The following is a 14,668-nucleotide window of genomic DNA, read 5'->3' on the forward strand; positions in this document are numbered from 1 at the left end:
CTAAATAATTACCAAATGTCTGATTTCACTTTGTCTTTAAATTTAGGATGGTTATCCAATTTAAACACTGGCTCTTTCACACCTTGTTTCAGCTGTGCCAAATAGTCTTTTAACAGCATCAATAAGAATGGTGTTAACAGCAAAATAGCAAACAAGTTAATGGTGGCCATGATACCCATGAACAAATCGGCAGTGTTCCAAATGAGAGGCACACTCATCACTGAACCGAGATACACCATAATCAAAACAAAGATACGGAAGACGAACATCACCTTGGCATTGTTATTGATAAATTGCACATTCCCTTCAGCATAAGCATAGTTACCAATGACTGATGAAAAGGCAAACATGAATAAAATCGTTGCAAGGAAGTCATCACCCCAAGAACCAATTTGGCTCTCTAAAGCCATTTGGGTGAGCGCTACGCCTTCAAAGCCCGCATCATGATAAAGTCCTGATGCCAAAATAATAATCGCTGTACATGAACACACCACGAAGGTATCCACAAATACACCGAGCATTTGTACCAAACCTTGGTTTACAGGGTGCTTTACATCCGATGCAGCTGCCGCATTCGGTGCTGAACCCATCCCTGCTTCATTAGAGAATAAACCACGTTTAATCCCCATCATCATTGCCATAGAAACCATCGCACCGAAGAAACCACCAGCAGCAGCTTCAAACTCAAAAGCTTTAGAGAAAATGAGCTGGAAGATATCAGGTAAAATAGCGTAATTAATTACGGCGATATATAAAGCAACAGCCAAATACAACAAGGCCATCAATGGCACAAAACTTTCTGCCACTTTGGCAATACGTTTGATCCCACCAAAGATAATCATTGCGGTCAGCAAGACTAAAGCTAGTCCAACCCAAGACACCACAATATGAATGCCGCCGAGTTCAAATGCCAGATTGGCTTTATCCCATCCCCATGCATGTGCTGTTGCACCCGTAATTGCATTGGCTTGTACTGCGTTAAACACAAAACCATAGGTTGAAATAAGCGCAACAGCAAAGACTACACCCAACCATTTTTGTTTCAGGCCTTGGGTAATATAGTAGGCAGGTCCACCACGGAACTGTTTATTTTCTTGGTCGCGCACCTTGAACAACTGCGCGAGAGATGACTCAACAAAAGCCGAACTCATTCCCAAAAATGCAGTGACCCACATCCAAAATACTGCACCCGGTCCACCAATCGCAATTGCGATCGCAACGCCCGCAACATTACCTACACCTACACGACTTGCAAGCCCAGTGACAAAAGCCTGAAAAGGTGTAATGCCATGATCATCATCACATTCCTTACGGCTTGATTTCATGACCTTGATGCTGTGCAAAAATAAGCGCACCTGTACTGCACCTGTAATTAGGGTGTAAAACAAACCGACCGCAACAAGGAAAATCACCAAAAAGTCCCACAGAGGTCCATTCAGTGTATTCACCCACCCGAGTAATGTTTCATTTAATTGATCATTCATCTCGATATCCTAATTATTGTGAGAGACCTGAAAGCAAAAAAGCCCTAGTTTCCTAGAGCAAATTGCATTTCTAATTAGTTAAAATATTGCAAAATAGACTGAATGACAGCCACGTTAATCAAGTCTACAAAGAATGCGCCACATAAAGGCACAATCAAGAATGCCTTGTGCGAAGGACCATACATGTTGGTAATCGCCTGCATGTTTGCAACCGCAGTCGGGGTTGCACCCATACCAAATCCACAGTGACCCGCAGATAGCACCGCAGCATCGTAGTTTTTACCCATTACACGGAATGTCACAAATGCAGCATATAAGCCCATCGTAATTGTTTGTGCACCTAAAATCACCACAAGCGGACCAGCAAGGTCAGCCAATTGCCATAATTTCAATGAAAGCAAAGCCATCGCAAGGTACAACGACAGTGATGCATTACCAAATACATCAATCGCACGGTCAAAGATTTGAACTTTGAAAATACCTTCCAACACATTACGTAAAATCACACCACCTGCAAGCGCCCAAACAAAAGTCGGTAACTCAAGCATTGTGCCTTTCATATGACCGGTCATAAAGTCAGCAAAAGCCAAACAGCCTGCAAACAAACCTAATGTCGTAATCGCATTATCCGCAGTGATTAAACGCACACGATGTGGATATTCAAACGGTACATATTCTGTTGAATTAATATCAGTCAGTGGCGTGTTATCACTCTTTTCAATTTGTTCATTGGTACGTGGTGTCGCCAATTGATAGCGGTTAATAAGTAACTTCGCTAAAGGACCGCCAATCAAACCACCAATAATCAAACCAAATGTCGCACTCGCCATACCCAAAGCTAATGCACCTTGGATACCATGTTTAACTTCTAAAATTTCACCCCAAGCACCCGCAGTACCATGACCACCAGTTAAGGTAATTGAACCTGCAATCAAACCAATAAGTGGGTCAATACCCAATAAAGTTGCAAGGCTAATGCCGACAAAGTTTTGCACCACAATAAATGATGCGACAGCAATCAAGAAAATAACCAGACCAATTCCCCCTTCGCGCAATTTGGCAAAGTTTGCACTTAAACCAATTGAGGCGAAGAAAATCAGCATAAAACTTGTTTGCAATTCGCTACTGGTCGTGATGCTATAGCCCCAAAGACTATGCACAACCAAGGAGATAATCGCTGCAACTAAACCACCTGCGACAGGCTCAGGAATGTTGTAGCGTTTCAAGAAACCAATTTTATTTACCAAGAAGCGGCCAAGTAACAAAACGATGACGGCTGCAATCAAGGTATAAAAAGCGTTAAAAGTAAATTCCATGACAATTGTCCATAAAGCGGATGCTTAGATTTTGTTATCTGGCTAATAAGCCACCGAATCCATTGATACTTCAAGAGATATTTCGTAAATCTGAGACAAACTCAGTCTTGCGTATGGAAGTTCAGGCAACGGGTAAATTGGTAACAAACTAAGCGATCTGATGCATAACATGTTCAGTTCTACACGATGAGTAAACTGAAATAACGTAATGCCCAATAATGTTTGGACACAGATACGGTTTTTGAAAAAAATCACAAAACCGCCCCATATTGCTTTAAAAACAAGCAATAAATGCACAATATGGGCGAAAGACGGACATTATGCAGATTTTTTATAGATAATCTTTATTTTTTTACAATAATTTCCAACTATTTCACTTATTCTTTTCTGACCCAATACTTAAGTCTATATTCAAAATGTATTTAGTCTGTATAAATTTCTCGACTCAAACAAAACAGGAGCCTAAAGCTCCTGTTTTTAAACGGCTTTGTTGCATAAAGCCTTTGACGGCAGAGTTTTCCTAAGTTGCTAAAATTTAGGTTACAACTTGGGTATGAGGTCTGCCTAATTCTGTAAATTTATTTAATACGGCTACGCGTGCATGGATCTCATTCACTTGGCTTTGAAAGTTTCTCGCACGGAGTTTATCGCCTAATAACTTGATGCAATGCATCTTAGTTTCAACCAAACTTCGCCGATGATAGCCTGACCAATTTTTCCATATTGTTCTTCCTAAACGTTTAACTGTTCGAAGTAATTCATTTCGCTCTAGCGAGCTGGTCTTTGTATCTTTCCAAGGTTTCGCATTTTTTCTTGGCGGAATCACCGCATGTGCTTGTCGGTCTGCAATTACTTGACGGCATTGTTTGGTGTCATAAGCCCCATCAGTATAGACAGAGTCAATCTGCTCATCTTGTGGAATCTGATCGAGTAAATCACCAAGCACTTGTGAATCACTCACATTATTTGTAGTGAGTTGAATAGCGCGTATTTGAAGGGTTTTAGCATCTATACCAATATGAAGTTTACGCCATTGGCGACGATATTCAGGTTGGTGTTTCTTACGCTTCCATTCACCTTCGCCTAGAAACTTTAAGCCAGTAGAATCGACGAGTAGCTGGAGACCATTACTGCTTTTTTGATAGTTAATTGCAATATCAATATGCTTTTGTCTTCTGCAGATGGTGGAATAGTCTGGTGCTGTCCAATCTAATCTACAAAGATGAATGAGACTTTGCACAAAGCCAGTGACCATACGTAAAGAAAGACGAAATAAAGATTTGATCATTAAACAGCATTGGATGGCTGTATCTGAATAAGTTTGATTTCGACCATGTTTACCTTTGGGTTGAGCGTACCATTGAGTCTTGGGATCAAACCAAATTGAGAGATTTCCTCGATTTATTAATGCACTGTTATAAGAAGACCAATTGGTTGTACGATAGATTTTAGGTGTGGGCTTATTCATTTGAGAATTATATTGTGGAATAAGCCTTTATAGATAGGTTTGTGCAACAAAGCCTTTTTAAACTACAACTATTTCATCACATGATCAGAAGCTGTATTTCGCCATTAAGCCAACACGGTTGTCTTTTTTGCTTTCACCAGCAAAGGTATCACGTTTACCATTGATATATTCAACACCTAAGTCCAACGGCTTAACTGGTGAATAGATGAAGTTAATCCATGCTTGGTAAACTTCTTCATTTGCAGCATCATTTATACGCGCGTAATCAGTACCATCATCCGCAAAGAGTGCGCCATACGCTAAAGTCGAACGTAATTTTTCGTTAAATTTATACGTACCACCGACTTGTACACCAAACGCTTCATTTTGCTCGATATTGCCATTTACTGGATCTACATAAAATGCTGTATTGCTTCCGTATAAATAGTTGCTATTGCCCTGTACATAGGACACATCAGCACTTAGTTTTAAAGGATCAATCACTTGATAGTTTACACCAGCAGCTAAGCCCCAACCTGTTTTATCATCACCAGATGATTCAGACTTATAGTGCTCCACTAAACCACGAACAGATGCATTCGCTTTGCCATCTGCAAAACCTTGCGTTAATTTCGCAGTTAATACTGGTAAGCTATATTTCACATCTGAACTAACAGTCTCCCTCTTAGTTACACCATCAGTCGTGGTAACTTTAAGCTGGTTTGCTGAACTATTCCCTTCTTCCGCAGCAATAAATAATTTCGTTGCAGGCGCCAAGTTAAAGCCATAACGTACTTGTGGAATACGTGCTGTACCCCCCCCCACGTTAGTGCCGAAGTCAATCATTTCTGGTGCATGGCTAGACAAGAAGTTAGATGTAGTTTGACCAAACAACCAGTTGTTATAAGTCAAATATGCATGACGAATACGCAGTGCTTCATTTGTTCCAGCGAAGTCGACTTCTACTTTACCGCCAAGTTTGTTATCACCAGCCACATTGGTATTGAAATCTAAACCTAAACGTGTAGTTTTTGCTGTTGCACGAAGTTTGTCTTTAGTTTTACCATCTGAACTTGCAACTTTGTTGAAGTCGTCATCCGCACCTTCAATAATGTAGTTTGCATCGCCACGAACAAAACCATATAGGTTAATGTCTGCGCCAGACTTAGATTTGAACGAAGATAGTGGAGATTCAGCTTTTACAGGAGCTGGCTGTGTTTTCACTTGTTGAATCTGAACTGCTTGTTGTTGTTGAACTTGTTGCTGTTGTTGCATCAATGCTTTTAGCTCTGCAACTTCAGCGCGTAATTGAGCGAGTTCTTGTTGTTCTTTGGTTGCAGCATGAGTTGTTGTCATCATCAGAGCAGCCACACTAAGTGCTAGGCTTTGAGCGATAAATGGCTTTTTATTGAGGGCTAAACGCATACACAAACTTCCTTTATTACATTGTTAATAGTGAATCAAAAATTCCATTTCAGTAAAATTTTTTGCACAAAAGACCACTCCGTTTTGGTCTTTTCATATGCAAAGTAATCTTATAAAGATGAAAAATCGCACATTTCGATGTTTTAAGATATGACCTTTTATTACTCTTGCCACTAAAGTCTAATGCACACAATTTCAAACGATAATTGATGTTATTCGCGATTGGCTTTGAAGCATCAAATTACAATTTAGACAGACTTTTGCAATAATTAAGTAACAATTCTTCATATTTTCTTAAATATAGACTGAGTTTTATTTGAGATCTATATTTTTTTCTTATAACTAAAGTCTTAGTCTAATAGATAGCCACCTATGCCCAATGATGGGTCAAAATCACACCTTTGCACCAAAAAAGCCTAACTATTCAGACGATTATTGAGCATGATAAATAAAATATCCCCAAGCACGAATACACGGTTATGGCAAATAGATGTGCTCATAGGAAAACTCCTAACAAAATGTTTGAGCAAACCCGTCAAACTCAATTTAGACCGTCTGAACATCCTGAAAAAAACATCTAATAATAAGAAACTTTTGGATATTATCCGAAAAAATGGATTTCGCCTTTTATTGAGCACCGCAGCGAAAATGGTTGGGGCTTATATGGCTTGCTTAATATTCAAAAAGGTGAAAAAGCGAAAATCGCACAGCAGCAATCATGTAATGACTAATTTTTTGATACACCTGTTGGACTATTCTTAATAGTTAATCAAGCTATGAGCATCGGCGCGAAATGAATTTGTAATGATGATGCAAAATGTCATGATTGCAGCCAAAGTACGAGGCTTAGACACTTGCCTACAAGCCGCATGGAATCATCTTCATGCTCTCGTGCTGAATATACTTGATGCTGTACAGAAAGAAGAATTGGTCTGCAGTATAGCACTAGGTTATGCGGATCCTGAGCGGATCGTCAATCGCTTTATAACACCACACGCACCAGTTGAAGATTTTGCAGTATTATTAAATAATGACTAAGATTTAAAGCATTCATTTAAATACAAAAAGAGACTAAAATGAGTCTCTTTTTTATATAGTCACGACTTCAATTTTTAGGCTTTTTCGTGCTCAAGCTTAAACACATAATACAAAGCCAAAGCCACAAAAATAGCCATAACGATGGCCATATTCAAAAGTGCCGACCAAAGTAGAAAATTAAGAATCACGCCACAAAGTAGACCACAACCAAATTGCATACTACCCATAATCGCACTGGCCGTTCCTGCCCGTGCACCCTGCTCAGACATTGCAATCGCCATAGCATTTGGTCCTGTAAAACCAATTGCTGCGACAGCAAGAAACATCCCTGCGCAAACGATATATAAAGGAGCATGCGTCATGCTGCCCGCTACCAACAGCAGCCCCACACCAACCAACTGCAAAAAACTGCCTAATTTTAAGCGCTGAAAAACACTTAACTTTTGTGCCAAGCGCTTATTTAAAGTTGAGAACAGCATAATCCCAACCGCATTGGCACCAAAGGCATAGGCAAAAACTTGCTGACTTAAGCCGTAACCATCCATCAGAATGGCAGCAGAAGCACTGATATAGCAAAAGAGTACAGCCCCAGCAAAACATCCAACAAACATCGGACGTCTAAAGCTCGAATCTTGCAGAATCGCCCCGTAGAGGTTTAAAACTTGATTAAAGTTAAGCTTTAAACGGCGCTTCGGATCTAAAGTTTCTTCAAAGAAAAAGTGTACGCAGCACAGGCTTCCCAAACCAACGACCATCAAAAAGGCAAAAATACTATGCCAACTACTGAAACTCAGCACCAACGCGCCTAAACTCGGTGCAATAATCGGCGCGATGGTAGTCACAATCATCATACTGGCAAATGCTTGAGCTGAGGCTTGCATATCTAAACGATCACGAATCGCAGCACGGGCAATCACCACGCCCACACAACCGCCTAAGGCTTGCAAAACCCGAGCGGCAATGAGACTCCACTCACTGTTTGCAAACACACATAGTAAACTGGCAATAATGTAGAGACTTAGGCCAAAATACAGCGGTTTTTTCCTTCCAATTCGGTCACTTACCGGCCCATAAATCAATTGTCCAATAGCCAAGCCTAAGAAGTAGGCAGGTAAGCTGTTTGCCACTATTTGTGTGCTTACCCCAAAGTCATTCGCCATTTGTGGCAAAGCAGGCAAATACATATCAATAGACAGTGGACCGAGTGCAGTCAGTGAAGCAAGTAAGAGAATCCAAGCGTTGGAATAGACCGCTTTTTCCTGTGTAGTCGACATAGGATTAATTTATGTTTTGGAAGGAGAGTTTGCAGACAAGTTTACACGCTCCATAGTATGATTTATACCAGAGCAGGTGAAATTTCACATATTCTCATATTTGAAAATTGTCCAACCCTAAGCGACAAACAAAGGTGCCCTTTGAAAGCATGGCTGACCAGTCTAAAACAGGCTACTTATAATACAACCTTCATGTATAACCTCCGCATGGTCATTACTTTTGCAGGGACTGCTTTTGTTCCATATTTTATGGGTTTTCAACTGGCAACTATTCCGCTGACACTCGGTGCAGTTGCTGCGGGTTTAAGTGATATTGATGACCGCTTTTCCGTGCGGATCATGAATTTAATTTTTACCTATATTGGCTTTTTCATTACCGCAACGTCTATTTACTTTTTATTTCCGCACCCAATTTTATTCGCACTGGGTCTAATCGTTTCGTGTATTGGTCTGATTTTACTGGGTTCACTGGGACGTCGTTATGCCACGATTTCCTATGGTTGCTTAGTGGTTTCGGTTTACTCCATGCTCGGTGTCGGACTTTTTGACAACTGGTATACACAACCGTCTCTGCTAGTGATTGGGGCAATTTGGTATAGTGTTATTTCAACCATCAGTTTTCTGCTCTTTCCCGTTCGTCAGGTACAGGACAATCTATCGAAGTGTTATTCCTCACTCGCCGATTTTCTGTTTGCAAAATCCAACCTGTTTGATGTCGATATGACAGCAAACAGCTATCAACAGAGCATGATTGAACTGTCGTTGGAAAATGGTAAATTAATTGCAATTTTCAACGACATGAAAACCGCCCTACTCACCCGTTTAAAAGGTGACCGTGGACAACGGGATACCCGTCGCAGCCTGCAATATTATTTTGTGGCGCAAGATATTCACGAGCGTGCAGATTCAGCACATATTGACTATCAAAAACTGGCGAAAATTTTTCAACACAGCGATATCTTATTCCGCTTTCAACGAATTTTATCTATACAAGCTAAAGCCTGTAAGGACTTAAGCAGCAGCATTTTAAACCGTCAAACCTACACCCATAATAAGCGCTTTAAACATGCTTTTGAAAATCTCCGTTTATCATTAGAAAAGCTGAGAGATGAACAACAATATGACCAAATTTGGGTCAATGCTCTGTTTTCTCTGTATCAAAACTTAAAGTCGATTGATGCTCAGCTACGTAACTTAGAAACTGAACGCAATATTAAACTCGATAAAACCAAGCATATCGAAAGCCAACTCAAAGATGATGACTTGAAAGGCTGGGATGACATTAAGGTTCGGATTAAACAACATCTCACCCCAGAATCGGTGTTATTTCGACATGCGATTCGTTTGTCTATCGTGCTATTGGTTGGATATATCTTTGTTCAAGTCACTAACATTGAATATGGGTACTGGATTCTACTTACAGCACTCTTTGTCAGTCAGCCCAATTTCAACGCAACCAAACGTCGTTTACGTTTACGTATCGTAGGAACGTTGGTCGGAATCATTTTAGGGTATGCCGTATTGTACTTTGTACCTTCGATTGAAGGACAACTTCTCGTCTTGGTCATCAGCGGGGTACTTTTCTTTGAGCTGCGCAGTAAACAATATGCACAAGCCACCGCTTTCATCACTATTTTGGCGCTGATTAATTTCAACTTAGATGGTATGGGATACGAAGCTGCCCTTCCGCGCATGATGGATACCTTAATTGGCTGTGGTCTGGCATGGTTAGGCGTGAGTTTCATTTTCCCTGACTGGAAGTTCCGTCGCCTACCCCGCACAATTTATCGTTCGCTTTCCGCTCAATGTGATTATTTAGCTGAGGTGATTGAACAGTATAAGTCTGGACGCAACAATGGCCTGAATTATCGAGTGGTCCGTCGTGCGGCACACAATACTGATGCCGAGGTTGCTTCACTCATTTCCACTTTAGCCACCGAGCCCGATTTTGACCCAACGCAAAAAAGCTTGGCATTTGAGTTCTTGTGCCTCAATCATACCTTTATTAGCTATATTGCAGCTTTGGGGGCTCATCGCGAAAAAATTGACGACCCACAAATTTTAGAATTGATGGATCGCGCTTTTGACAATATCCAAGGTGCGCTACTGCGGGATGAAATGCCTGATTTAACTGCGCAAAATATGCTACAGACCATTCGTCAGCGTTTAAGCCAAAATAATGAGGAAGATCAGAAGGCATTGATTATTTTACAACAGCTTTCCTTGATGTTTAGCATCTTGAATCAGTTCAGTCGTTTGAAGCAAAGTTTAAGCCACGAACGGGATCATGAGGCCACAGAATTGGCTTCATTATAATTTGGGTGATTTTGGAACAATATACTCACTGAAATGCTCTAAATGATGCTAAACTTTTTGCAGTTTTAAATCTGTTACTTTCACTATGACCGCGAAAAATTTATACGCTTATACTTTACAGCCTGTGACCTATGAAATCACTGAAGCTGAACAACGCGATGCTCAATTAAAAATTTGGCGTAGCACAAACAAAATTAGCATGAAAGCTTGGATCATCATGGCTGTCGTTACAGCCCTTTCGATTCTTGGCCTAATTTTACTCAAGAATTATTCAACCATCTTTTGTTGGGTCGCAATCGCCTGCGTCGTGGTTTACCTTTTAGTCCGTAAATTCGGCTTAGAATGGTATGTGAAACGCAAAATGAATGAGTTTCCAGTTCAGGAAATTAAAGGTATTCGTTTAGGCGTACAACCTCATGGTCTGATTATGCGCCAGCAAATGGGCATGCAAGAAGGTGTCGGTGCGATCGGCTGGAAAGACATCTACGAATGGTATAACACACCTGAGTTTTTGTTGATTAAATTCAAAGTGAAAGGCCAAGAAGGTGCATACATTCTGCCAAAACGCATGGATAGCAAAAACTTCTCGTTTAATACGATTCGTAAACATTTAAAAGAAACAGTCGGTGAAGCGCAGCCACTTTAAGTCCTGCCTTTCTCTTCTATAAAAAACCTCCACCTTTTGGAGGTTTTTTTTATATCCCAAACTCTCGAATACAAATGATAATGAGAATAAATATTAATTTCTAAATCCATATTATCTTCTCAATCTTCAGGTATAATTTGCGCACAACAAATCGCTCACCATTAAGTATCGCCATGTTTAAAAAAACATTTTTCCAAGTGCATTGGTTTTTGGGAATCACTGCGGGTCTTATCCTGTCGCTTATGGGCGTCACAGGGGCCATCTATTCTTATGAACAACAAATCTTAAAATGGATGAACCCAGATAGCTATACCGTTCAAGCAACACAAAACAATAAATTAACCCCTGCTGAGCTGTATCTACATTTCCAAAAACAAGATCCTGCCATCAAAATCAATAGTATTACGATTGCTCAAGAGTCAACCACTTCAAGTACGGTCAATATCGAGAAAGAAGGCGCACGTCGTGGTTATAATATGATGGTGAACCCGTATACTGCTGAAGTCCTACCCGAAGTTAAAGGCCGTGAATTTTTTAACTTTATTCAACAGTTGCACCGTAATTTAACTATCGGTCCTGTCGGTAAACAAATTACTGGCGCTTGTACCCTCATGCTTATTTTCTTTGTATTGAGTGGTCTGTACTTACGTTGGCCCAAACGTCATTCCATCAAACAATGGTTTTTTATTAAACCTAAATTGAAAGGGCGTAACTTCATTTGGGATTTGCATGCTGTTGTTGGTACTTGGGTGGTGATCTTTTATCTGATCTTGGCCTGTACAGGACTGTACTGGTCTTATGATTGGTGGCGTGATGGCATGTTTAAAGTCCTCGGTGTTGAACGCCCACAAGCACAAATGCAAGAAGGACCCCGTCCAAATGTTGGTGCAACTCAAGGCCCACGTGGCGAACAGGCTGGTGCTCGTGGTGGCGAATCACGTGAGCAAGGTCGTGGCGGCCCACAAGGTGAACACACAGCCCGTGGTGAACGAGGTCAAGGCGAACAACATGGTGAGCGTAAAGGCTTATCTCCAGAACAAGTACAAATTGCTTTAACCCAAACGTGGACAGGATTTAATGCACAAATTGGTCGAGACTATTCAACCCTGACCCTAAATATTCCGAAAAAACCTGATGGTACACTTGAGCTTTCATTTGTAGATGCAATTCCACAGCATGAGCGGGCGCGAAATTCAGCGGTCTTCAATTATCAAACTTCACAAATTGAAAAAATGGAGTTATATGAGCAGAAGAAGCTGAATGAAAAAATCATGAGCAGTATGCTTCCTGTACACCGTGGTAGCTTCTTTGGCCCAATTTATCAATTCTTTGCCATGTTTGCATCACTGATGATGCCACTGTTCTTTGTAACGGGTTGGATGCTGTATCTCAAACGCCGTAAGCAAAAGAAACTCACCCAGCAAGCCCGTGGTGGAGCGTTGAATGTTCCAGTTGATCTACATGCGAAACCATGGCTCATTGCCTATGCAACTCAAACGGGTGTTTCTGAACAAATTGCTTGGCGTACTGCAACCAGCTTACAAGAAGCAAGACAACCTGTAAGCGTTAAAGCTGTGCAACACTTAACACAGGATGACTTAAAAGCTGCTGAGCAAGTGCTTTTTGTTGCAAGTACTTATGGCACGGGTGAAGCACCTGACTTAGCCAGTAGTTTTGAAAAGAAATTTTTAAATACAACTTTGGATTTGTCACACCTTCACTATGCCGTTTTGGCTTTAGGCTCTCAAGAATATCCTGATTCCTATTGTAGTTTTGGACATCGCATTGATAGTTGGTTAAAAGCCAATGGCGCACATGCTTTGTTTGCAACCATTGAAGTCAACAACGCAGATAACAATGATATTCAACGTTGGAACAGTGCTCTTGCCTCTGCAACCAAACTTGAACTTCAAGCCATGAACATTGACAAAACCTTTGATCAATGGAATTTGGCACAACGTGAAGTACTCAATCCAAATAGTGTCGGAGCACATGCTTATAATATTGAGCTAAAAACCAACTTCGATGCAACATGGCAAGCAGGTGATATTGCTGAAGTTCAACCAGGTAACAGCACAGCACGTATCCAAGCCTTTATGCAAAAGCATCACATTGCAGCACAGAGCATCGTTGAGTCTTTAGCCATTTCCATTGAGCAAGCGCTTTGGGATAAAAACCTCAACACAGAGATTGAGCCTTTTGCCAATTTGGAACATTTACTGGAACAGTTGAGCCCTTTACCTACACGCGAATACTCAATTGCAAGTGTACCGACTCAACAAGTGTTACGTTTAGTCGTGCGCCAACAGCAAGATTCAGCAGGTGAACTGGGCTTAGGTTCTGGTTGGTTAACCCAACATGCCGAGCTTCAGCAACCTATCGCACTACGTATTCGTACTAATGAATCATTCCATTTGATCAATGACAACCGTCCTATCATTTGTATTGGGAACGGTACAGGCATCGCAGGTTTAATGAGTCTACTCCATGCACGTACCCGCCTAGACTATACGCAAAACTGGTTGATCTTTGGTGAGCGTCAACGTGAACATGATTTCTTCTATCAAAGTACGATTGAAGCGTGGCAAACCACAGGCATGCTACAACGCTTAGATTTAGCGTTCTCGCGAGATCAGGCAGAGAAAGTCTATGTACACCATAAACTGCGTGAACAAGCCACTGAGCTTAAAACATGGGTTGAAAATGGTGCCGTAATTTATGTCTGCGGTAGCATTAATGGTATGGCGAGCGATGTCGATGCTGCCCTAATTGAAATCTTAGGCGAAGAAAAATTAGATCAACTCCGTCAAGAAGGTCGTTATCGTCGCGATGTTTACTAAACACTAAGTCTAAATGAAAAAACCGAGCCACAGCGCTCGGTTTTTTCATGCGTAAATTTGCTAGAATCCATGCAAACGATAACCCACAAGCCTATATGCAAAAATCAAAAAGAGTCATTAGTTTTATTATCGGGTCATTACTGTTCGCAGACGGCCTGTATTTTGTTTTACAACTACGCTTTAATTTTGGCGCCCTCTTGCCCTTATTGATTGGACTAGGTCTAATCACTTATGCACACGCTTATCCTAAGCTTATCGCCTATATTCAAACTAATACAATCAGACAATCAATATGGCGTTGGGCTTGGGCTATTTTCTTTGTTTGGGTTTTTAGCTTAGTCATTTTCTTCGCCTTTTTAGGGTTTTCAAATCAACAAAATACCCCTCATGTCGCTGCACCCGCTATTGTAGTTCTTGGGAGTGGTCTGAAGCATGGCAAACCGAGTCCAACATTGGCCAGCCGTTTAGATCAAGCGGCAAACTATGCCAAGCTACATCCCAACAGCATTATGGTCGTCAGTGGTGGCCTATCTTTTCAGCAAAAAAATAGTGAAGCTGAAGCAATGCGGCAGTATCTGATTGATGTACACCATATCCCAGCACAGCGTATTTACACCGAAGATCAAAGCACCAGTACTGAGTTAAATCTGATCAATAGTAAAAAGATTTTAGCCAAGCAGCATATTTCTCTCCAGCAACCGATTGCTATTGTGACCAGCGATTTTCATATTCCACGTAGCCGCGCTATAGCCATACGTCAGGGTTATCAAACGCCCATCATGATCAGCGCTCAGACACCTCTTGCCATTCGCTATAATGCATGGTTACGTGAGTATTTTGCATATTGGAGTGGTTGGTTACTCAATGAATACTAAAATGGGA

General features: G+C 41.0%; 9 protein-coding genes and 1 pseudogene. 5 read left to right on the forward strand and 5 right to left on the reverse strand.

Annotated features, from left to right (window positions below; all coding sequences use genetic code 11):
* Positions 1 to 8: 8 nt before the first annotated feature.
* The 4 genes from ACSC9N_RS11960 to ACSC9N_RS11975 all read right to left on the reverse strand — a co-directional run bounded on the left by ACSC9N_RS11960 (position 9) and on the right by ACSC9N_RS11975 (position 5,672).
* Positions 9 to 1,484: an alanine/glycine:cation symporter family protein gene (locus tag ACSC9N_RS11960; protein WP_058869176.1), complete on the reverse strand. Its 1,476-nt coding sequence runs from the start codon at positions 1,482 to 1,484 to the stop codon at positions 9 to 11.
* 74 nt (positions 1,485 to 1,558) lie between these two features.
* On the reverse strand, positions 1,559 to 2,800 hold the full coding sequence (gene gltS / locus ACSC9N_RS11965; protein WP_058952121.1) for a sodium/glutamate symporter: 1,242 nt from the start codon (positions 2,798 to 2,800) through the stop codon (positions 1,559 to 1,561).
* 535 nt (positions 2,801 to 3,335) lie between these two features.
* Positions 3,336 to 4,268: an IS5-like element ISAha1 family transposase gene (locus ACSC9N_RS11970; RefSeq protein ID WP_004732409.1), complete on the reverse strand. Its 933-nt coding sequence runs from the start codon at positions 4,266 to 4,268 to the stop codon at positions 3,336 to 3,338.
* Between the two features lie 84 nt (positions 4,269 to 4,352).
* Positions 4,353 to 5,672, reverse strand: a complete 1,320-nt coding sequence (locus ACSC9N_RS11975; protein WP_058952122.1) for a DcaP family trimeric outer membrane transporter — start codon at positions 5,670 to 5,672, stop codon at positions 4,353 to 4,355.
* Positions 5,673 to 6,259: 587 nt separating this feature from the next.
* Between ACSC9N_RS11975 and ACSC9N_RS11980 the strand changes: the two are divergent.
* A pseudogene (locus tag ACSC9N_RS11980) lies at positions 6,260 to 6,710 on the forward strand (nitroreductase family protein); the annotation flags it as partial.
* Between the two features lie 74 nt (positions 6,711 to 6,784).
* Here ACSC9N_RS11980 and ACSC9N_RS11985 read toward each other — a convergent pair.
* Positions 6,785 to 7,984: a multidrug effflux MFS transporter gene (locus tag ACSC9N_RS11985; RefSeq protein ID WP_058952125.1), complete on the reverse strand. Its 1,200-nt coding sequence runs from the start codon at positions 7,982 to 7,984 to the stop codon at positions 6,785 to 6,787.
* Positions 7,985 to 8,125: 141 nt separating this feature from the next.
* On the opposite strand from ACSC9N_RS11985, the gene yccS reads away from it, so the two are divergent.
* The 4 genes from yccS to ACSC9N_RS12005 all read left to right on the forward strand — a co-directional run bounded on the left by yccS (position 8,126) and on the right by ACSC9N_RS12005 (position 14,661).
* Positions 8,126 to 10,300: a YccS family putative transporter gene (gene yccS, locus ACSC9N_RS11990; protein WP_058952530.1), complete on the forward strand. Its 2,175-nt coding sequence runs from the start codon at positions 8,126 to 8,128 to the stop codon at positions 10,298 to 10,300.
* A gap of 85 nt (positions 10,301 to 10,385) precedes the next feature.
* Positions 10,386 to 10,946 carry a YcxB family protein gene (locus ACSC9N_RS11995; protein ID WP_004981126.1) on the forward strand — a complete coding sequence of 187 codons (561 nt, stop codon included), beginning with the start codon at positions 10,386 to 10,388 and terminating at the stop codon, positions 10,944 to 10,946.
* A 173-nt stretch (positions 10,947 to 11,119) separates the two neighbouring features.
* A complete protein-coding gene (locus ACSC9N_RS12000) occupies positions 11,120 to 13,786 on the forward strand; it encodes a PepSY domain-containing protein (RefSeq protein WP_058952126.1) in 2,667 nt (888 codons plus the stop codon).
* 95 nt (positions 13,787 to 13,881) lie between these two features.
* Positions 13,882 to 14,661 (forward strand): YdcF family protein, encoded by a 780-nt coding sequence (locus ACSC9N_RS12005; protein WP_058952531.1) that lies wholly within the window; start codon positions 13,882 to 13,884, stop codon positions 14,659 to 14,661.
* The last annotated feature ends 7 nt before the right edge of the window (positions 14,662 to 14,668 follow it).

Origin of the sequence: Acinetobacter sp. PC34 (assembly GCF_051789135.1) — a bacterium.
Lineage (GTDB): Bacteria > Pseudomonadota > Gammaproteobacteria > Pseudomonadales > Moraxellaceae > Acinetobacter > Acinetobacter johnsonii.